Consider the following 19,882-nt stretch of genomic DNA (forward strand, 5'->3'; position numbering starts at 1 on the left):
AGACCTTAAAGCTGAAATGTTCTAATTTAGGTACGGATGCGCGTAAAGTAGTAAAATGCACATTTTAGTGATCATTCAATATTATGCGCGTTAGTTTAGAACAGGCAATCGCCGAGCTCAAAAACGGAGGTGTCGTTGCGATTCCCACCGAAACAGTCTATGGCTTGGCCGCAGACGCGACTAATGATAGCGCGCTGAAGCAAATCTTCGCGATTAAACAACGCCCTGCAGACCACCCTTTAATCGTGCATATCGGCGCCATGAGCCAAGTGCAGGATTGGGCAACGGTTTTTCCTGAAGTAGCGCGTGACTTGGCAAGTGCGTTCTGGCCGGGGCCACTTACGTTGGTGCTGCCAGCGCAGCCACATGTATCGCGCGTTGTGCGCGGTGATGAGCCTACGGTGGCGTTGCGCGTACCTAACCATCCAGTGGCGTTGGCGCTGCTGACGCAAGGTGGGTTAAGCGTGGCCGCACCTTCTGCCAATTTATTTACGCAATTGAGTCCAACCACCGCCGCTCACGTAGAGGCCGGTCTGGGCGCATCGATTTCGGTGTTAGATGGCGGTGCCTGCCAGGTGGGCATAGAGTCCACCATCGTGAGTGTTACCGCTGATGGTCAATGGCAGTTGCTGCGCCCGGGAATGATTAGCGAGCAGGCGATTGCTGATGTGGCTGCACGGGCGGCCTCTCAGCCTACACAGGCTGTAGAGAGCGTAGATGCACCGGTGCCGAAAGTGCCAGGTCAGCATGCTTTGCATTACTCACCGCGCACGCCTTTATTGTTGTTTAAAGATAGGGCTGCACTGTTGCAAGAGTGTGAGCTGCTAAAGCAGGCCGCTTTATCCAGTGCTGCGATGCTGATAGGTGATGGCACTGTGCCAAGCTGCCCCTATGTGCAGCTGCCAAACTCACCAGAAAAGGTCGCAGAGCTGTTGTATGGCGCCTTACATCACTTAGATGCGATGAAAGTAGACCGCTTGCTGGTAGAGCTACCACCCAATTTACCCATATGGATGGCGGTGTTGGATAGATTAAGTCGCGCGGGATACCGATAATTTGTTGTATATTACGGATTGCTTCGTTCTATGTTGATGCTTCCTCGGTGTATGCCTCGCTTGATTTGCGCATCATTGGGTTTAAGTGATTTGTTTGCATAATTTAGGTTTTAAAAATGATAATTAAATTACAACGGTTCGCTCTAACATGTTTATTGGTGGTGCTGATTCCAGCCTGTAGCTCTATTGGTTTGAGCAATCCATTTGGCAGTAAAAGCAGCGTGTTACCTGGTACCCCGAAAGATGCGACTGAATACGTGTGCGACGGTAACAAACACTTTTACGTGCGTATGCTGAACAACGGCAGCGATGCCTGGTTAATCTACCCCGACCATGAAGTCAATTTAGCAAAATCAAGTAGTGACAGTAACCGTTATGCCAGTGGCGTGATTACATTGAGCATCAATGGCGATGCCACAACGCTCAATGATGGCGAAAAAATAGCTTACGTTAATTGCAAGCCGCAGTTGAAAAAATAGTATTTTCAAAAAACACCGTCAGCATCAACTATGACGGTGTTTTTTAATTGTTTTGTAGCTGGCAATCCTAATTTTATTGGTGATTCAGTCTAATCGCGGCCTGCAACCCTATTAAACTATGATAGGATAATTTCAACCTAGGCTTCTAGTTCCTTATGCAAAAGAAGATTTCCACAATTTGGCGTTTCCTACTGCCCGTGCTGGTGCTGCTGGCAGTGGCGCCTTTTGTGCTGACAGGACAGCAGGCATCGCAGCAGTTGGGGCATATTCATGCTGGCGCCACAGAGCAAGCACACACCCTAGTACGGCTGTTGGATGTCACCGAAGAACTAGTCAGCGAACAGGCCAACGCGGCCATGCGCCTATTAAAGCAGCGCAGCCAGGAGCTGGGAGCGGTTAGCGTAGATGGCTCGGTGCAACTGCAAACCAAATCTTTACCTAATCTCAAAATGGGTAGCACCGAAATCACCGGGTATTTTGAGCTGGTAGATGGTGTGAGTGATCTATTTGGTGGTACTGCCACCATGTTTGTACGTTCCGGTGATAGTTTCGTACGTGTTGCTACCAATGTTAAGCACGACAATGGTAGCCGCGCCGTTGGCACCTTGCTGAATCCCAAGGGTAAGGTAATTCGCTCCCTGTTGACAGGCAAAGAGTATAGTGGTGTGGTGGATATTCTGGGTCAGCCTTATATCACGCGCTATGATCCACTGCTTGATGCTAGTGGCAACGTGATTGGTGCTTACTATATCGGCTATAAAGTTGATATTAAGGTGCTGCGCGATACCGTGCAAAACATGCGTCAGCTCACTACCGGCTTTGCTGTGATATTGGATGAAACTAATAATATTCGTTTCCTTTCCTCGCATATCACGCCAGCTAAGGCCACAAGCTTGCTGCAGTCTAGGCCGGATAGCTGGGAGTTTGTCACAGAGACGGTGCCTAAATGGGGCTTTAAGGTAATAGTAGCATATCCGCTCAGCGAAGCGCGTGCTGTGAGTTTGGCAAACGCATGGTTTGTGGTGTTTGCCGGCATTTTGCTCGGCACTTTATTGATCGTGATTATCCTGTGGCAATTAAGGCGTTTGATTCTGAACCCGATAGGCGGTGATCCTGCCCTAGCGATTGATGTGGTAAAGCGTATCGCTGCGGGTGATTTGGCACAAGATGGCCTGAACGCCAAACCGGATACCTTGATGGCTAGCGTGCTGGAAATGCGACAGAAACTGCGTGAGTCTATCGACACCCTGCGTCAGAATGCGGAGCGTATGCGCTTGTCAGCCAGCGTATTTGATCATGCGCACGACGGCATTTTTATTACTGACCCGCATGCCAATATTGTGGAGGTCAATTATGCCTTCACCCAAATTACCGGCTACACAAGAAATGGTGCGCTAGGCCGCATACCGCAGGAGCTGGGTTTCGTCACTTATGATGATAGCCTGCTTGACGTGCTGTGGCTGCAAGCGGAAAGCAACAGTGAGTGGCGCGGTGAGACATGGTGTCGCCGCAAAAACGGTGATGTGTACGCAGCTTGGCTTGATATATTTTGCGTGCGCGACGAAGCCAATCAGGTGAAGAACTTTGTTGGTTTGTTCTCCGACATTACCCAAGCCAAAGAGCAGCAGCAAAATCTGGAGCGCATGGCTTACCATGACCCGCTCACGCAATTACCCAACCGTGCTTTACTCTCGGATCGCTTGCAGCAAGCGCTGGCGCGGGCGGAACGCTCCGGTGAGCTGTTAGCGGTTTGCTGCCTCGACTTGGATGGGTTTAAGCCGGTGAATGACACCTTGGGGCATGAAGCTGGAGACTATCTGCTCGTGCAGTTGGCGGTGCGCATGAGCGCTTGTTTGCGTGATAGCGATACAGTGGCGCGTTTAGGTGGCGACGAGTTTGCGGTACTGCTGTGTGGTTTGCAAAGTATTGATGAATGTACGCAAACACTAGAGCGTTTGCTCAGCGTGATTAAAACGCCATACAGCATAGGCGACAAATCCGTGACAGTGTCTTCTAGCATTGGCTATACGATTTTTCCGGATGACGGTTGCGAGCCTGATACCTTGCTCAGACATGCCGACCACGCCATGTATCAAGCTAAGCTGAATGGCGGTAGCCGTGTGCAGCAGTTCGACTCGCACCATGATCGCCAATTCCGAGGTCTGCGTCAGGATCGTGAGCGCGTAGAAGCTGCGTTGTCTAATCAGGAGTTCCGTCTGTACTATCAACCTAAGGTTGATTTACGCCAAGGCAAAGTGGTGGGCATGGAGGCCTTGATTCGTTGGGAGCATCCGGAATTAGGTTTACGCTCACCAGCTACTTTCCTGCCTATCGTAGAAAATACGGATTTCTCTATTCCATTGGGAGAGTGGGTAATTAGCGAGGCTTTAGGGCAAATTCGCGTGTGGCAAGCGGCTGGGTTAGATTTCCAAGTCAGTGTGAATATTGCGGCAAGGCATATCGTGCAATCTAACTTTACCGAGCGCCTCGTCTTATTGTTGGCGGAGTTCCCAGAGGTTGCGCCACATAAAATTGAGTTGGAAATTACCGAAACCGCGGCGATTGAGGATGTGTCTGGGGTGGCCAATACCATTAACACTTGCAAGCAGTTAGGCGTCAGCTTTGCACTGGATGACTTTGGCGTGGGTTATTCCTCACTCACTTATTTGCGCCGCTTGCCGGTAGAAACGATTAAGATTGACCAGTCATTTGTACGCGACATGCTGCAAGACGTGGATGACCTGGCCGTGGTGGCAGGCGTTATCAGCCTGAGTCGCGACTTTAAGCGTAAAGTAGTGGCGGAGGGCGTGGAAAATTCTGAGCAAGGGCTGTGGCTATTGCGTATGGGTTGTTCTGTGGTGCAGGGTTATGGTGTGGCGCGCCCGATGCCTGCAGATGAAGTGCAGCAGTGGGTGGAGTCATATCAGCAAGCCCCAGACTGGACGCAAGGGCTGGTTTAATTAGTATTGATGGCTTGAGGGTGTTTTACACTTAAGCCGTTGCCGATGTGACAGTTCATAATCAACCGTTAAATGACTTGCAGGCATGCTAAAAGAAGCGTAACTTTATTACAGTCAACTGTGATCTGAACATGGAGTTTGCCATGGATAATAAGTACGGATTAGGTAGCAGCAAAGTAGCGACTCAGCATCACCACTTGCATCATAAAGAGGCCGCAGAAAATACTCCCCATTGCAAGGTGTGCAAAAGCCAGCATCTGGTATTAAGCCCCAGTATGCATGATCATCGCTGCGCTGATTGTGGTGCATGGCAGAATGACGTGCCGGTCGGTTATTCCACCGGTAGAAGCAGTGATTATTAAACCTGGTTACTTTATCAAACCAAGCTTTTCTGTTAAATCTGACTTTTTAGGATTTAGGGTTTCTAGTTTTTAGGATTTTCAACTTTTAAGACAAAAGTTGGCGTAGTGCCCAGCCATTCCAATCTAGCAATCTGCAAGTCCAGTATTCAGCCACGGTCAGTATGTATGCTGAGTGTCTACGGCTCAAATTTGGGCGGTGAACTACTGCTTCACGCGTAGTTTTGGCAGCTTATGCCGAATCTTGTCATAAATTCAAAATAATTCTCTGATCTACATCAATTTTCAGCAATGAACTCACAAAAAGTTCTATAATCTTGCCTACCAAAAAACCTTTCCATTAAACAACTCCAAAAGAGAAGATAAATGACTACAAAGAATGCTGATATTGGCCTAGTTGGCCTAGCTGTTATGGGCCAGAACTTGGCTCTGAATATTGCCGATCATGGCTACACCATTGCGGTTTACAACCGTGACCCAAAAAAAATGGTGAATTTCATTGAAGATTGCAAAAAAAATGAACCATCACATGCCAACGTAGTTGGTCATGCTGACTTGGCTTCTTTTGTTTTAAGCATCAAACGCCCACGTAAAATCATCTTGCTAGTTAAAGCTGGTAGCGCAACTGACGTAACCATCAACGCGTTATTGCCATTCTTAGAGCAAGGCGACATCATTATTGACGGTGGTAACGCATTGTGGACAGATACTATCCGTCGCGAAAAAGAATTAGCGGCTAAAGGGATTGATTTCATCGGTTCTGGCGTTTCAGGCGGTGAGACTGGCGCACGTTTCGGTCCGTCACTCATGCCATCAGGTACACGTAAAGCTTGGGCTAGCTTAGAGCCAATCTGGCGTGATATCGCAGCTAAGGTTGACCCAGTTACTGGCGAGCCATTAGAAGGCGGTAAACCAGGTAAGCCAGTTGAAGGCGGCTTCTCATGTGCTGAATACATTGGTCCAGATGGTGCTGGTCACTACGTAAAAATGGTGCACAACGGTATCGAATACATCGATATGCAATTGATCTGTGAAGCTTACTGGTTGATGAAGAATCTGCTTGGCATGCAAGCGGACGAAATCGGTAAAGTATTTGCTGAGTGGAACAAAGGCGAACTATCAAGCTTCTTGATTGAAATTACTGCTGATATCTTGCAACAAAAAGACCCAATGGGCAAAGGCTTCTTGGTTGATCAAATCTTGGATACCGCTGGTCAAAAAGGTACAGGTCAATGGACAGCAGCGAATGCGCTTGAATTAGGCGCACCAGCGAACGCGATTGCAGCTGCGGTGTACGCACGTGCATTGTCTAGCTTAAAAGAAGAGCGTGTTGAAGCAAGTAAAATCTTGAAAGGCCCAGCGATTAAAGTTGAGTCAGACAAGAAAGCAATTATCGAAGCGATTAAAAACGCTTTGTATTGCTCAAAAATCTGCGCATACGCACAAGGCTTCCAATTGATCGACAAAGCACAAGTGGCTTACAACTGGAAATTGAACTTCGGTGAAATCGCACAAATCTGGCGCGGTGGTTGTATCATCCGTGCACGTTTCTTGCAAAAAATCACTGATGCTTATGCATTGAACTCACGTCTGAAAAACTTGATGCTAGACCCATACTTCACCAACGCGATGAACGAAGGCCAAGCAGGCTGGCGTAAAGTGATTGCCTTGGCAGTGACTAACGGTATTCCAGCACAAGGTTTTGCTTCTGCAATGGCTTACTACGATGGCTACCGCAGTGCAGACCTGCCGGCAAACTTGTTACAAGGTCAACGTGACTACTTCGGCGCACATACTTATGAGCGTAAAGATCAGCCACGTGATCAGTTCTACCACTTGGATTGGCCAGAAGCTGGTCGTCCACAGTTAGAAGTATAATCGGCTGTCACTAATAAAAAACCCGCTTTACGGCGGGTTTTTTATTGCCTGAACGCTATAATGTGGCAGGCCGAATTAGGCTGGCTTTAATTAACGGATATACAAAACATGATGGATTTATTTTTACACCTGGATAAACATTTAGCGGTCGTGGCCAGCACTTGGGGGCTGTGGATTTATGTGCTGCTATTCCTGATTATCTTTATAGAAACCGGCTTGGTGGCGATGCCCTTCTTGCCGGGTGACTCTTTATTGTTTGTTGCGGGTGCGATTGCCGCGGTTGGCGGTATGAGCTTGCCGGCTTTAATGGCTTTGCTATCAGTCGCAGCCATTGCTGGAGATGCCGTCAACTATGCCGTCGGCAAGTGGGTAGGGCATAAGGTATTTGCCTGGGAGAACTCACGCTGGTTTAATAAAGATGCATTTAATAAGACGCATGCCTTCTACGAAGAGCATGGTGCGATTACGATTGTAGTGGGTAGATTCTTGCCATTTATCCGCACATTTACCCCATTTGTTGCCGGTGTGGCGCAAATGACGTATGCAAAATTCGCCTTTTATAACGTAATCGGTGGCTTGCTTTGGGTGTGTGGTTTAACCGGTATCGGTTTCTTGGTGGGAAATCACCCGTGGGTACAGGCTAACTTCTCTTTGGTGGCGCTGGCGCTGATTATTATTCCTAGCTTGCCTGCGGTATGGGTATTTCTCAAGCACCTGATGCAATCACGTGCTTGAGATTACTTTATTTCTTTAATGCGTAGTTTTTCTACGCATTATTTTTGACGTTTTATTTCTCGACGAATGCACGTTCGATCACGTAGTCGCCAGGCTGGCCTACGCGTGGTGACACGATAAAGCCTCTTGAATCCAGTAGCTCTTCGGTGTCTTTGAGCATTTGTGGGCTACCGCAGATCATGGCTTTGTCGTGAGCCGGGTCTAGCGGTGGCAGGCCGATATCTTCAAATAGTTTGCCTGAGTTGATCAGGTCGGTTAAACGGCCTTGATTGCGGAATTGGTCTCTGGTAACTGTTGGGTAGTAAATCAGTTTTTTACGCACTTCTTCACCAAAGAACTCGTTGTTGGGTAGTTCTTTTTCGATAAAGTCTGCATAAGCCAATTCGTTGACGTGACGCACGCCATGAATTAATACTACCTTTTCAAAGCGGTCATATACTTCGATATCTTGAATTAGGCTCATGAACGGCGCTAGACCGGTACCGGTAGAAAGGAAGTACAGATTCTTACCCGGTTTCAAATCGTGAGTCACCAAAGTGCCGGTTGGTTTTTTGCTTACCAGCAGGTCATCACCTACTTTTAAGTGCTGCAATCTTGAGGTGAGTGGACCATTAGGTACTTTAATACTAAAGAACTCTAAATGCTCTTCATAGTTAGGGCTGGCGATACTGTAAGCGCGTGTTAGCGGGATGCCGTCAACTTCTAGGCCAATCATGACAAACTGGCCATTTTCAAAGCGTAAGCCTGGGTCGCGTGTGGTTTTAAAGCTGAAAAGGGTGTCATTCCAGTGGTGGACACTTAAGATGCGTTCGGTCGTATATTTACTCATTTTGGTTTTTCTTTAGTTTAAATTTTTTAAATAGCTGCAGTGAGTTCTGGAATCACTTCAAACAAGTCGGCAACTAAGCCATAGTCTGCAACCTGGAAGATAGGCGCGTCTGGGTCTTGGTTAATCGCTACCACAACTTTGCTGTCTTTCATGCCGTAGGTGTGCTGTACTGCACCGGAAACACCAACTGCGATGTATAAATCAGGGGCAACGGTGACACCGGTTTGGCCTACCTGAATATCGTTAGGTGCATAGCCAGCATCTACAGCTGCTCTGGTAGCGCCTAGTGCTGCACCAAGTCTAGCGGCTAATGGGGCTAGTACTTGTTCGAAGGTTTCTGCGCTGCCTAATGACCTGCCGCCAGAAATAACGATTTTTGCCGTGCTCAGTGCCGGGCGGTCTGACAAAGTGCGTGTTTCAGACAACCAGCGGGTTTGATGCTGTGCTGCCGGTGCTGCAACCGTGTTGATTTCAGCACTTTGTGTACGGGTATTGGCTGCGCCAAAGTTGCTGCCGTGTACCGTCAATAGTTGTATGCGGTCTGCACTCTGTACTGTGGTAAGGATATTGCCAGCATACACTGCACGCACGTAAGTGTTGCTGTCTTTAATTTCCAGTACATCAGAAATCATGGCGACATCCAGTAGTGCTGCGGCACGTGCCAAGATATTGCGGCTGAATGATGCGTGTGCAGCTAATACCACGCTGTATTCGTTGGCGATGCTAGTAATCAGCGGTGCAACATCTTCAGCTAACTGGTGTGCCAAGTGTTCAGCATCGATTTGAATCACGCGCGCTACGCCGTCAATTAACGCAGCCTGTTGTGCAATGTTGCTGACGTTGCTACCCACTACTAAAATTTCAACTGGGTTGTGCCAAGACTGGGCAGCGGTCACCGCTTGGTAAACTGATGCGCTCAGTGTGCTGCCGTTATGTTCGGCTAGAATTAGGGTTTTCATAGTTGTATTCCTTCGTGTTCGCGCAATTTAGTCAGCAACTCTTGCACGCTGCTCACTTTAATACCAGCTTTTCTCGCTGGTGGCTCTGATACTTTTAATAGCTGCAGACGCGGTTTGGTGTCTACACCAAAGTCAGCAGCCTTAATGGCCTCAATCGGTTTCTTTCTCGCCATCATCAAGTTAGGCAGTTTTACAAAACGTGGTTGGTTTAAACGCAGGTCAGCGGTAATCACTGCCGGCAGGTTTAAGCTGATGGTTTCTGTACCGCCATCTACCTCGCGGGTGGCGACCACTTCATTACCGTTGATGGTGATGGCTGATACGTAAGTCGCTTGCGGGTAATTGAGCAGTGCCGCTAGCATCTGTCCAGTCTGACCTGCATCGTCATCTACCGCTTGTTTGCCTAGCATAATTAACCCCGGTTGCTCACGCTCCGCCAAAGCCTTCAGTAGTTTGGCAACTGCCAGCGGCTGTAGTTCTTCTTCGCTTTCAATTAGCACCGCGCGGTCTGCGCCCATGGCCAGACCTTGTCTTAATACGTCTTGATTAGCTGCGGTACCTAGGGACACGACAACCACTTCAGATGCAATGCCTTTTTCTTTTAGTTTTAAGGCTTCTTCGATTGCATTTTCATCAAATGGGTTTACACTCATCTTTACGCCATCAATTTCCACATTCGAGCCATCAGGCTTGATATGTACTTTGATGTTGTAATCTACTACGCGTTTTACAGCGACCAATATTTTCATGGCAATTTCCTCAATAATTGCTGCGTATTTTACATGAGCGTATAATATATATAAATTAGATTGTAAAGATATTATATATCTGCAAAATAGATATAGGAGTGTATGAAATATACCCTAAGGCAACTAGAGATATTTGTTGTCATCAGTCGTACCGAAAGCGTCTCGCGCGCAGCCGATGCTTTAGCTTTATCGCAATCGGCAACCAGTACCGCATTGAGTGAGCTGGAGCGACAATTCGACCTGCAGCTTTTTGACCGGGTGGGTAAAACTCTGCGTATCAATGAAACCGGGCTGCAACTGCTCCCCAAGGCGGTAGAGTTATTAGACCGTGCCAGTGAAATAGAAAATCTGCTGCGCGGTCACACCGGCTTCGGCTATATGAAAATTGGCGCTACTTTAACGGTGGGCAATTACTTGGCTACCATGCTGGTGGCAAAATTCTTGCAGGATCATCCTGAAAGCCGCATTCAGTTACAAGTACATAATACCAGCACCATCGTGCAGCAGGTAGTGAATCACGAACTGGATCTGGGCTTGATTGAAGGGGATTGCAGCCATCCGGATATCGAGGTGCAGCGCTGGGTGGCGGATGAACTGGTAGTGTTTGCGGCACCCAATCACCCGCTGGCGCAGTTAAAACAAATTTCGATAGCACAATTATTGCAGGAGCAATGGATTTTAAGGGAGCAAGGTTCTGGCACCCGTGCAACTTTTGATCGTGCTTTTCATAATAACAATGCCGGTTTGCATATCCGCCTAGAGCTGGAGCACACCGAGGCGATTAAGCGTGCGGTAGAGTCTGGGCTAGGTATTGGCTGCATCTCGCGTTTGGCGTTGAAGGACGCTTTCCGCCGTGGCAGCTTGGTGCCGTTAGTGACGCCAGAACTAAATTTAGGAAGATATTTTTACTTTCTCTGGCACAAGCAAAAATATCAAACAACAGGTATGCGTGAATTTATCATGTTATGCAAAAAAATGGTGGTGGGCGCAGAGCGTAGCGACCAAGTTAATTTGCCAGAAATAGCTTAGAGGACGGTCTTTAAATGACAGATGTGCAACGCGATGTAATGAATTACGATGTGTTAATTGTAGGGGCTGGGCCAGCGGGTCTGGCGGCGGCGATACGGCTGAAACAGCTGGCCAACGCGGCTGGGCAGGAGCTCAGTGTGTGCGTGTTGGAAAAAGCAGCCGAGGTAGGCGCGCATATTTTATCCGGTGCGGTGATTGACCCTATCGCGTTGAATGAACTGATTCCAGATTGGCGCGAAAAAGGTGCGCCAGTGCATACCAGTGTGAAGGAAGACGAGTTTCTCGTGCTGGGTAAAACTAAATCCTGGCCGGTTCCACATTGGCTGATGCCGCCCTTGATGAGTAATGAGGGCAACTATATTGTGAGCCTGGGCGATGTGGATCGCTGGTTAGGTGAGCAAGCGGATGCCTTAGGGGTGGAAATTTACGCAGGTTTTGCGGCACAAAGTATGCTGTATGACGAAAATCAGCAAGTGGTTGGCGTGATTACCGGCGATATGGGGCGTGATGCGCACGGCAAGGAAACCGCACAATTCACGCTTGGCATAGAAATTAGAGCGCAATATACTTTAATCGCAGAAGGTACACGTGGCTCATTAACACGCGAGCTAGAGAGCAAATACGCGCTGCGTACCTCGCCGCAGAAATATGGTTTAGGCTTTAAAGAAGTATGGCGTGTGCCGGTAGCACAACATAGGCCCGGACTGGTGCAACACAGCGTAGGCTGGCCATTGCAGGCGGATACCGGTGGTGGTTCTTTCATCTATCATTACGGTGAACAGCTGGTGTCTATTGGCTTTGTGGTGCATTTGGACTACGCCAACCCGCATCTTTCTCCATTTGAAGAGTTCCAGCGCTTTAAGACCCACCCTGAGATTAAAGCCTTGCTGAAAGATGGCGAGCGTTTTAGTTATGGCGCGCGTGCGATTAGTGAAGGTGGCGTGCAAGCATGGCCGGAGATGATTTTTCCAGGTGGTGCGCTCATCGGTTGTAGTGCAGGCATGGTGAATGTGCCGCGTATCAAAGGTAGCCACAATGCGATGAAATCTGGCATGTTGGCAGCCGAGGCTGTGTTTAATGCGATTACACAGGCAGAGCAGTCGGATAACCGCTTGCTGACAGCGTATCCACAAGCACTCAAAGATTCATGGGTGTGGCAAGATTTAGATGCGGTGCGTAACATAAAGCCGCTGTTGTCGCGATTTGGCAGTTGGGGCGGTACTTTGTTAGGTGGCATCGAGATGTGGCTGCATGCACTGCATGTGCGTTTGCCGTGGACATTGCAACATCAGAAAGCAGACCATGAATACACCAAGCCGGCATCTGTAATGCCAATGATTCAGTACGAAAAGCATGATGGCGTGTACAGTTTTGACCGCTTAAGTTCCATCAGCTTAAGTAACCTTGCGCATGATGCAAATCAGCCTTGCCATTTGACGCTGCGCGACCAGAATGTGCCTATCAGTGTTAATCTGGCTAATTATGATGCGCCTGAGCAACGCTATTGCCCGGCTGGAGTCTATGAAATCGTGAAATCGCATGATGCGAGCTATTTGCACATTAATGCGCAAAACTGCATACATTGCAAAACCTGCGATATTAAAGACCCGACACAGAACATTGTGTGGGTACCGCCTGAGGGGGGCAGTGGCCCGACTTATATGGGGATGTAATTGATGGGCATCTAGTTCGCAATCTAGTTCGTATAAGTTTTGATAATAAAAAACCTCAACTTGGATCAAGTTGAGGTTTTTTTATCGCCTAATGTCCGCCTTATTGGGCTGGCGCAATCAGGCTAGATCAAAACGATCAAGGTTCATGACTTTGGTCCATGCCTGTACAAAATCGCCTAGGAACTTGGCTTGTGCATCATCCGTTGCATAAACTTCGGCAATAGCACGCAGCTGCGAGTTAGAGCCAAACACTAAGTCCACTACAGTAGCTGTCCATTTAAGCGTCTTGCTGCTACGGTCATAGCCCTCAAGCACATGTTTGGATGTCGCAGACTTTTGCCATGTCGTGTTCATGTCCAATAAGTTCACGAAGAAGTCATTGCTTAAGGTTTCGGCTTGATGTGTGAACACACCATGCTGAGATTTACCATGATTCACATTTAGCACACGTAGACCACCGATCAGCACCGTCATTTCTGGTGCGCTGAGCGTGAGCAATTGCGCCTTGTCTAGCAGTAGTTCGGCCACATTGGCCTCAACGCCATTTTTCGTATAGTTGCGGAAACCATCGGCAATTGGCTCCAGTACGGCAAATGAGTCAATATCAGTTTGCGCTTGACTGGCATCGTTACGCCCTGGCGTGAATGGCACGGCTAGCGTATGCCCTGCATTGCTAGCAGCCGCTTCAATTGCCGCACCGCCTGCCAGCACAATCAGGTCGGCCATGGAAATGTGCTTGCCGCTGTGCTGTGCACTGTTAAATTCCTGCTGTATCGCTTCTAGTTTCTGCAACACAGTGGTTAACTCGGCTGGCTGATTGATGGCCCAGTCCTTTTGCGGAGAGAGGCGAATGCGTGCTCCGTTTGCACCACCACGTTTATCTGAACCGCGGAATGTGGAAGCAGATGCCCACGCCGTGCTTACCAATTGTGAGATAGATAAACCGGATGCCAATACTTTTGCTTTTAGGCTTGCGATATCCTGCGCATCGACTAGGGTGTAGTTAACCGCTGGGATAGGATCCTGCCAGATGAGCGCTTCTTTGGGTACTAATGGACCTAAATGGCGCGATACTGGGCCCATGTCGCGGTGGGTTAGCTTAAACCAGGCGCGGGCAAAAGCATCTGCAAATGCCTGCGGGTTAGCAAAAAAGTGACGTGATATTTTCTCGTAGGCTGGATCCATCCGCATAGCTAAGTCAGCAGTGGTCATGATAGGCGCATGGCGTCTAGATGCATCATGTGCATCAGGCACGGTATTTAGAGCGCTAGCCTCTTTTGGCGTCCATTGGTGCGCGCCAGCTGGGCTCTTGGTCAACTGCCACTCATAGCCGAACAGGTTTTCAAAATAGTTGTTATCCCATTGGATAGGGTTGCTGGTCCACGCACCTTCAATTCCGCTAGTGATGGTGTGTACGCCTTTACCACTGCCAAAGCTGTTGTGCCAGCCTAGGCCCTGCGCTTCAATCTCTGCTGCTTCAGGCTCTGCACCAACATGACTAGCGTCGCCGGCGCCGTGGCATTTGCCAAAGGTATGGCCACCAGCCACCAGTGCTACGGTTTCCTCATCGTTCATTGCCATGCGTGCGAAGGTTTCGCGAATATCACGGGCAGAAGCTACAGGGTCTGGATTACCGTTGGGGCCTTCTGGATTAACGTAAATCAAGCCCATTTGCACTGCGCCTAGCGGGTTTTCCAGCTCACGGTCACCATGGTAGCGATTGTCGCCTAGCCATGTGGTTTCTGGCCCCCAATAGATGTCCTGCTCTGGTTCCCAAATATCCTTACGCCCACCGGCAAAGCCAAAGGTCTTCAGCCCCATGGAGTCCAGCGCTACATTGCCAGCCAGTATCATTAAGTCTGCCCATGAAATCTTGCGGCCATATTTTTGTTTAACAGGCCAAAGCAAGCGGCGTGCTTTATCTAGGTTGCCATTGTCCGGCCAGCTATTAAGTGGTGCAAAGCGCTGTGCACCGGAGCCAGCGCCGCCGCGGCCATCGTAAATGCGATAAGTACCAGCACCATGCCATGCCATGCGCACAAAGAATGGGCCATAATGTCCATAATCGGCAGGCCACCACTCCTGTGAGTCTGTCATCAGGGCATGTAAATCCTTAATCACGGCAGATAGGTCTAGGCTATTAAATTCTGCTGCATAGTCATAATCTTGCCCCATAGGGTCAGATTTAGGTGTGTGCTGGTGCAATATGCTGAGGTTGAGCTGTTCTGGCCACCAGGCTGCGTTAGCAGAGCCTGCGGTGGTGGTTGGTTTGGGTGCACCACCAGAGAAAGGGCATTTTGATTCGGCTGTCATGATGTTCTCCTGTTATTGTTTAGAACGTGATGGACCTGTTTTAATCATCTCTGCTGAATATAGCGCAGAAATATTTTAATCTTAAATTTACACGCTGTAGTGTAAAAATTGGTTACAGGTCTCACGTATGGTTTGCTATTGGCTCAATGCATATTGAGCAAACATGTCGATAAAAATTTCTTGTAACTCGTATAAATAGTTGTTCATTTTTCTCTCCATTTATATTGCTATCTCGGTGGTTTGGTAAAGCAATGTTGAGCAGCAAGTGGGACCAGTGTATAGGCCGAACATTGATTTGTATAATTGAATGTTCTAATTTTATTGATATGCTAAACTTATCAATCATGCATAATCTGGATACTGGCAATGACCTTAAGTGAATTACGTTTTGTGGTTGCCGTGGCAAAGGAGCGCAACTTTAGGCGAGCTGCCGACAAGTGCTACGTTAGCCAGCCCGCGCTTAGTTTGGCGATTAAAAAATTGGAAGAAGATTTAGGCGTACAAATCTTTGAGCGCAGCCGCACTGATATTAATCCCACCCCTATCGGCGAAAAGATTATCGAACAGGCGATTAAGGCGATAGAGGAAGTGAACTACATACGCGAGATTGCCCAGCAGGGTAATAACCAACTGGGTGGCGTGTTCCGCTTAGGTTTGATTTACTCGGTGGGTCCTTATTTGCTGCCAGAACTTATCCCTATTTTGCGGCAGAGCGCACCGGAAATGCCGTTGGATATTGAAGAAAATCTCACGGTGCAATTAGAGGCACAGCTTAAAAATGGCGTGATTGACGCAGCAGTGGTGGCGCTGCCGTTTGAAGTGGCAGGTATTAATACACTCCCGCTATACGATGAGCAGTATCTGGTGATGGTGCCGGTGAGCCATCCTTGGGCTGATCGCGCTTCGGTGAATGCGGATGAACTGGCAGATGAAAATGTCTTGCTGTTGAACAGCGGGCACTGTTACAGCCATCAGGTGTTGCAGGCATGTCCAGATCTATCTAGAAAAGGGCAAGTGTTACAAGGTAACTCTTTAGAAACCATACGCAATATGGTGGCTTCAAATCTGGGTATTACGGTATTGTCATGCAGTGCAGCTACTGACCGATATTTGAATCCATTGGTGAGAGTAATTCCATTTTCAGACCCAGTGCCTGTGCGCAGAGTGGCGCTAGCGTGGCGTAAAAGCTATGCCAGAGAGTTGGCAGTAGAATGTGTAGCTGATGCAATCAGGGCGATTCAGTCTGATTGTCTAAAGATGATTGATTAGCAATATTATTATAGAATCTGAAGCAGCCTCTGCCAGCATGTTTTGATTCATACATTGCATTGTCAGCACTACGTAACAATGATGCTACATCATTACCATTTTTAGGATGCAAGCTAATACCAATGCTGCAAGAAATATTAATGACATGTTCTTCAATGTAAAAAGTTTCTGTCAGCGACTGTATTACTTCTTGAGCCACCATTGCCACATCTTGCTCTGTTTCTATCTTGGCAAGTAAAACTACAAACTCATCGCCACCAAGACGTGATACGGTATCTGTTTGCCTTTTAAAGCAATTAGTTAAGCGAATGGCTACTGCTTTGAGTAAGGCATCCCCAATATCGTGGCCTAGCGTGTCATTAACTATTTTAAACTTATCCAAATCGAGAAACATAACCGCTAGCATAGCGTTTTCTCTACGTGCCTGCGCTAATGCTTGATGTAAGCGATCAGTGAGTAGGCTGCGATTAGGCAAATCTGTGAGTGGGTCATAATGCGCCATATGATGAACGCGCTCTTCAATTGATTTCCGAGCGGTAATGTCAATCATCGTTCCAACGTAGTTTGTCACCACGCCCTCAGCGTTTTTTACGGCAGAAATAGTGAGCCATTCTGGATAAATTTCGCCAGATTTGCGCTTGTTCCAAATCTCACCTTGCCATGAGCCTTGAGTGGAAATTGATTCCCACATTTCTTTATAAAAGGCTGCATCATGAACACCAGATTTTAATAGCGTCATCCTGTTGCCAACGGCCTCTTCACTAGTAAAGCCTGTTATTTTAGTAAACGCATCGTTAATTTTTAGAATTTTAGAGTTGGCATCTGTAATAATAATACCCTCTTGCGATTCCATGGCTATAGCCGAAACTTTAAGTTCATTTTCAATTCTTTTTTGCTCAGAAATATCACGTGCAAACCCGACAGTACCTAATAAATTTCCATCATTATCTGTGACTGGTGCTTTGAAGGTTTCTATCCAATGCGTCTTGCCTTCTGGGTCAATAAATGTTTCATCGACCAGTTTTGGTTGCCTAGATTCGAGAACACTTAAATCTTCTTGGCGATAATATTCAGCAAGCTCTTTCGGTGAATAATCAAAATCTGTTTTGCCAATCATCTTTTCAGGGCTGTCCTCCCCATAATTATTGGCGTGGACTTTATTAACCGATATAAATCGACTTTCTTCATCTTTGAGCCAGACCATAAAAGGTAGGCTATCAATAAAGGCGCGCTGGTAATATTCTATCTTTTGTAATCTTGATTCACTTTGTTTTAAAGTCTTGAAGTCAATATTCATCGCTGCTATTTTGCTGGCAAGTATACGTTTGTTGTGTCTTGCAAATAGATAAATAGCCAACCCATTAATGAGAAGGCTGGATAAGACAATCACTATAAATTCAGATAGCGCTACTTTTCTTTCAAGTAAACGTTGTAGCCAAATTAAAAAACCAGATGTAATCAAGATGGCTAAGACCGAGCAAGTCAGCCACATTACAGAAAGGGAATATTTGGAAACTATATTTGATGAAGGTCGTCCCATTTATATATCCAATTTAGTCATATGCTTCCACCATCGTATACCTAAAGTCCCTGCATTTATTGATGCAAGTCAAGCTGCAATTGTTTTAAAATATTAGGGGAATGTGTTAGTAAGTAACGTACAGGCGGTAGCCGGCAACGCTCACATCCTGCGTAGTGATGGCAAGTTTTACCTTGATTTCATTGCCGGCAGTAAAGCCGGTGGCAATGTCAGTGTTGGGTGGCAAATACTCTGCTGGCTTAAATACGCGTCTTAACACCGGGCTATCGTCGGTATTGGTCAGGGTCAACTCTAGGTTGGGGTAAGCCAGCACAAAACCTGCTTTGTTAAAGAGGCTGCTGCTCAGGTGCATCACCCCGCTATGCGCCAGGTCTTCCTGCATGTCGGAATCGTCAATCACTACCCACTCAATCTGTTTGGGCAGCTCAATGCTGCATTTGAGGTGCTCACAAGCCTGCACTAACTGTGGTTTAAGTTTGGGATAGTAAATGGCTATGCTATTGCGTAAGAAATAAGCACTTTGTGCGGCAGCAGTGAGCACCAATACTAGCGCACCTAGTAGCCATGGCCAGCGACGGTTTGCTTTTTGATTGCTATCGCGTTTTGCGTGTTTGACCAAGTCATTAAAATCGTTAGCAGGGTGATGGGCAGTGTTTAGTTTGCTGGTATCGTTCGGTGGATGCTCGGCTATGCTGCTTGGATCATGCGGAAGTTCGGCAAGTGCACCGGTGTGCGTAATGTCTGGGCTGGGCTGCTCGCTCGTCAGTGCTGTACGAGTCTCCGCAGATGCAGTATTTAACGGAGGTGCTGCTTGCTGAGCAGGTTTCGCTTCTGGCTGCTGCGTGCTTGCTGCAGGCTCTTCAAGTGCCAGGTCAATTGCTGGCCAGCCAGAAGGTGCAGCGTCATTGCTCGGCGCTAAAGTGGCGGCCGCGACTTTTGGTACGGTGGTTTCTACAGGTGCTGTGCTGGCTGGAGTAGGGTTGCTGGTGGGGACAAATTGCTCTTTGGCATTAAATACGTGCAGGCATTGCCCGCAGCGGACTAAACCGCCATGCTGGCTGAGCTGGTCTTCACTAACAAAGAATTGGGTTTGGCAATTTGGGCAATGGGTTATGTCGCGCATTTTTTCGTGCCTGTGAGCAACACCCAAGCATCCATGTGCTGTGGTGCACTCATATCAAACCATTCAGCATAAATGGCAGAAACAGCGGCTTCTTGTTCGCGTAAAATTCCAGAAAGCGCAATCTTGCCGCCAGCTTTGCATGATTTTGCCAATGCCGGTGCCAGCACGCTTAAAGCACTGGATAAGATATTGGCAACCACAATATCAAACTCTTTAGATTGGTATGCATTTGCATCGTAGAACTCAGCCTCAACTTGGTTCTGTTCTGCGTTGTACAGGCTAGATTGTATCGCTTGCGTATCAATATCGGTACCCACTACCTCAGCTGCGCCTAGTTTCTTGGCGGCAATCGCTAAAATGCCTGAGCCGCAGCCGTAGTCCAGCACTGAATTTCCTGGCGTCACGGTTTGGGTTAGCCATGCCAAGCATAAGTGGGTAGTCGGGTGGCTGCCAGTACCAAAGGCCAAACCAGGGTCTAAAACGATGTTGATCGCGTCAGGGTTAGGTGACTCATGCCAGGTTGGTACTATCCACAGTGTGTCGGTGATTCTAATCGGGTCAAATTGCGATTGCGTGGCGCGCACCCAATCTTGTTCTTGTATGGTTTCTGTCGTGTAATTCAGGTTGCCGAGTTTGGCCTGCTGTGTGAGCGCCTCAATCACGGCAGGGATGTCTACGCCTTCATCAAACAAGGCGCTGACTAGATTTTGCTGCCAGATACCTGGTGGCGGGTCGCCCGGTTCACCAAAAATAGGCTGTTCATCGATAGTTTCGGCATTGGCGTCTTCAATAATGGCTGACAATGCGCCCAGCTCCATGAGTGTGTCGCTAATTAAATCAGCATTGTTGTCCTGTGCTTCAATCTTTAATGATACCCACGCCATACTTAACCTATCTAACACTTATTTTGAATTACATATTTAAACTACATA

Annotated in this window: 16 protein-coding genes; 9 read left to right on the forward strand and 7 right to left on the reverse strand. The window is 47.8% G+C overall.

The window, feature by feature from the left end:
* The first annotated feature begins 83 nt into the window (after positions 1–83).
* From MMOL_RS00680 to MMOL_RS00705, 6 genes are all read left to right on the forward strand, one after another.
* Positions 84–1,055 (forward strand): L-threonylcarbamoyladenylate synthase, encoded by a 972-nt coding sequence (locus MMOL_RS00680; protein WP_012777506.1) that lies wholly within the window; start codon positions 84–86, stop codon positions 1,053–1,055.
* A gap of 116 nt (positions 1,056–1,171) precedes the next feature.
* Positions 1,172–1,534 carry a hypothetical protein gene (locus MMOL_RS00685; protein WP_012777507.1) on the forward strand — a complete coding sequence of 121 codons (363 nt, stop codon included), beginning with the start codon at positions 1,172–1,174 and terminating at the stop codon, positions 1,532–1,534.
* A 155-nt stretch (positions 1,535–1,689) separates the two neighbouring features.
* Positions 1,690–4,494 (forward strand): bifunctional diguanylate cyclase/phosphodiesterase, encoded by a 2,805-nt coding sequence (locus MMOL_RS00690; protein ID WP_012777508.1) that lies wholly within the window; start codon positions 1,690–1,692, stop codon positions 4,492–4,494.
* 143 nt (positions 4,495–4,637) lie between these two features.
* Positions 4,638–4,856, forward strand: a complete 219-nt coding sequence (locus MMOL_RS00695; RefSeq protein WP_012777509.1) for a hypothetical protein — start codon at positions 4,638–4,640, stop codon at positions 4,854–4,856.
* Between the two features lie 363 nt (positions 4,857–5,219).
* The gene (gene gndA / locus MMOL_RS00700) at positions 5,220–6,731 is read left to right on the forward strand and encodes an NADP-dependent phosphogluconate dehydrogenase (RefSeq protein ID WP_012777510.1); all 1,512 of its coding nucleotides are present in this window, start codon (positions 5,220–5,222) and stop codon (positions 6,729–6,731) included.
* 108 nt (positions 6,732–6,839) lie between these two features.
* Positions 6,840–7,466 (forward strand): VTT domain-containing protein, encoded by a 627-nt coding sequence (locus tag MMOL_RS00705; protein WP_012777511.1) that lies wholly within the window; start codon positions 6,840–6,842, stop codon positions 7,464–7,466.
* 52 nt (positions 7,467–7,518) lie between these two features.
* Here the strand turns inward: MMOL_RS00705 and MMOL_RS00710 are convergent, their stop codons facing one another.
* The 3 genes from MMOL_RS00710 to MMOL_RS00720 are packed head-to-tail and all read right to left on the reverse strand — an operon-like array spanning position 7,519 to position 10,003.
* Positions 7,519–8,295 (reverse strand): ferredoxin--NADP reductase, encoded by a 777-nt coding sequence (locus MMOL_RS00710; protein ID WP_012777512.1) that lies wholly within the window; start codon positions 8,293–8,295, stop codon positions 7,519–7,521.
* A 26-nt stretch (positions 8,296–8,321) separates the two neighbouring features.
* Positions 8,322–9,254, reverse strand: a complete 933-nt coding sequence (locus MMOL_RS00715) for an electron transfer flavoprotein subunit alpha/FixB family protein (protein ID WP_012777513.1) — start codon at positions 9,252–9,254, stop codon at positions 8,322–8,324.
* Positions 9,251–10,003 carry an electron transfer flavoprotein subunit beta/FixA family protein gene (locus MMOL_RS00720; protein ID WP_012777514.1) on the reverse strand — a complete coding sequence of 251 codons (753 nt, stop codon included), beginning with the start codon at positions 10,001–10,003 and terminating at the stop codon, positions 9,251–9,253. The genes MMOL_RS00715 and MMOL_RS00720 overlap by 4 nt, the downstream gene beginning before the upstream one ends.
* Positions 10,004–10,105: 102 nt before the next feature.
* On the opposite strand from MMOL_RS00720, the gene MMOL_RS00725 reads away from it, so the two are divergent.
* Both MMOL_RS00725 and MMOL_RS00730 read left to right on the forward strand, forming a co-directional pair.
* On the forward strand, positions 10,106–11,032 hold the full coding sequence (locus MMOL_RS00725) for a LysR family transcriptional regulator (protein ID WP_012777515.1): 927 nt from the start codon (positions 10,106–10,108) through the stop codon (positions 11,030–11,032).
* Positions 11,033–11,046: 14 nt separating this feature from the next.
* On the forward strand, positions 11,047–12,705 hold the full coding sequence (locus MMOL_RS00730; RefSeq protein WP_012777516.1) for an electron transfer flavoprotein-ubiquinone oxidoreductase: 1,659 nt from the start codon (positions 11,047–11,049) through the stop codon (positions 12,703–12,705).
* Positions 12,706–12,822: 117 nt separating this feature from the next.
* On the opposite strand, the gene katG is transcribed toward MMOL_RS00730, so the two are convergent.
* Positions 12,823–15,018 (reverse strand): catalase/peroxidase HPI, encoded by a 2,196-nt coding sequence (gene katG / locus MMOL_RS00735; protein ID WP_012777517.1) that lies wholly within the window; start codon positions 15,016–15,018, stop codon positions 12,823–12,825.
* Between the two features lie 366 nt (positions 15,019–15,384).
* On the opposite strand from katG, the gene MMOL_RS00740 reads away from it, so the two are divergent.
* On the forward strand, positions 15,385–16,287 hold the full coding sequence (locus tag MMOL_RS00740) for a hydrogen peroxide-inducible genes activator (protein ID WP_012777518.1): 903 nt from the start codon (positions 15,385–15,387) through the stop codon (positions 16,285–16,287).
* Here the strand turns inward: MMOL_RS00740 and MMOL_RS12280 are convergent.
* From MMOL_RS12280 to prmA, 3 genes are all read right to left on the reverse strand, one after another.
* The gene (locus MMOL_RS12280; RefSeq protein ID WP_012777519.1) at positions 16,247–17,827 is read right to left on the reverse strand and encodes a diguanylate cyclase domain-containing protein; all 1,581 of its coding nucleotides are present in this window, start codon (positions 17,825–17,827) and stop codon (positions 16,247–16,249) included. The genes MMOL_RS00740 and MMOL_RS12280 overlap by 41 nt on opposite strands.
* 106 nt (positions 17,828–17,933) lie before the next feature.
* Positions 17,934–18,950 carry a DUF3426 domain-containing protein gene (locus tag MMOL_RS00750; RefSeq protein WP_012777520.1) on the reverse strand — a complete coding sequence of 339 codons (1,017 nt, stop codon included), beginning with the start codon at positions 18,948–18,950 and terminating at the stop codon, positions 17,934–17,936.
* Entirely contained in the window at positions 18,938–19,834 is an 897-nt protein-coding gene (gene prmA, locus MMOL_RS00755; RefSeq protein WP_012777521.1) for a 50S ribosomal protein L11 methyltransferase, read from the reverse strand. Before prmA ends, MMOL_RS00750 begins: the two co-directional genes overlap by 13 nt.
* Between the last annotated feature and the right edge of the window lie 48 nt (positions 19,835–19,882).

It is taken from the genome of Methylotenera mobilis JLW8 (assembly GCF_000023705.1).
Classification (GTDB): Bacteria; Pseudomonadota; Gammaproteobacteria; order Burkholderiales; family Methylophilaceae; genus Methylotenera; species Methylotenera mobilis.

Bases quoted from the DNA above. Each gene is read 5' to 3' on its own strand.
- MMOL_RS00740 (WP_012777518.1), top strand. From the start codon at position 15,385: ATGACCTTAAGTGAATTACGTTTTGTGGTTGCCGTGGCAAAGGAGCGC.
- MMOL_RS00725 (WP_012777515.1), top strand. From the start codon at position 10,106: ATGAAATATACCCTAAGGCAACTAGAGATATTTGTTGTCATCAGTCGT.
- katG (WP_012777517.1), bottom strand. From the start codon at position 15,018: ATGACAGCCGAATCAAAATGCCCTTTCTCTGGTGGTGCACCCAAACCA.
- MMOL_RS00730 (WP_012777516.1), top strand. From the start codon at position 11,047: ATGACAGATGTGCAACGCGATGTAATGAATTACGATGTGTTAATTGTA.
- MMOL_RS00750 (WP_012777520.1), bottom strand. From the start codon at position 18,950: ATGCGCGACATAACCCATTGCCCAAATTGCCAAACCCAATTCTTTGTT.
- MMOL_RS12280 (WP_012777519.1), bottom strand. From the start codon at position 17,827: ATGGGACGACCTTCATCAAATATAGTTTCCAAATATTCCCTTTCTGTA.
- MMOL_RS00710 (WP_012777512.1), bottom strand. From the start codon at position 8,295: ATGAGTAAATATACGACCGAACGCATCTTAAGTGTCCACCACTGGAAT.
- MMOL_RS00705 (WP_012777511.1), top strand. From the start codon at position 6,840: ATGATGGATTTATTTTTACACCTGGATAAACATTTAGCGGTCGTGGCC.
- MMOL_RS00690 (WP_012777508.1), top strand. From the start codon at position 1,690: ATGCAAAAGAAGATTTCCACAATTTGGCGTTTCCTACTGCCCGTGCTG.
- prmA (WP_012777521.1), bottom strand. From the start codon at position 19,834: ATGGCGTGGGTATCATTAAAGATTGAAGCACAGGACAACAATGCTGAT.
- MMOL_RS00685 (WP_012777507.1), top strand. From the start codon at position 1,172: ATGATAATTAAATTACAACGGTTCGCTCTAACATGTTTATTGGTGGTG.
- MMOL_RS00680 (WP_012777506.1), top strand. From the start codon at position 84: ATGCGCGTTAGTTTAGAACAGGCAATCGCCGAGCTCAAAAACGGAGGT.
- MMOL_RS00715 (WP_012777513.1), bottom strand. From the start codon at position 9,254: ATGAAAACCCTAATTCTAGCCGAACATAACGGCAGCACACTGAGCGCA.
- gndA (WP_012777510.1), top strand. From the start codon at position 5,220: ATGACTACAAAGAATGCTGATATTGGCCTAGTTGGCCTAGCTGTTATG.
- MMOL_RS00720 (WP_012777514.1), bottom strand. From the start codon at position 10,003: ATGAAAATATTGGTCGCTGTAAAACGCGTAGTAGATTACAACATCAAA.
- MMOL_RS00695 (WP_012777509.1), top strand. From the start codon at position 4,638: ATGGATAATAAGTACGGATTAGGTAGCAGCAAAGTAGCGACTCAGCAT.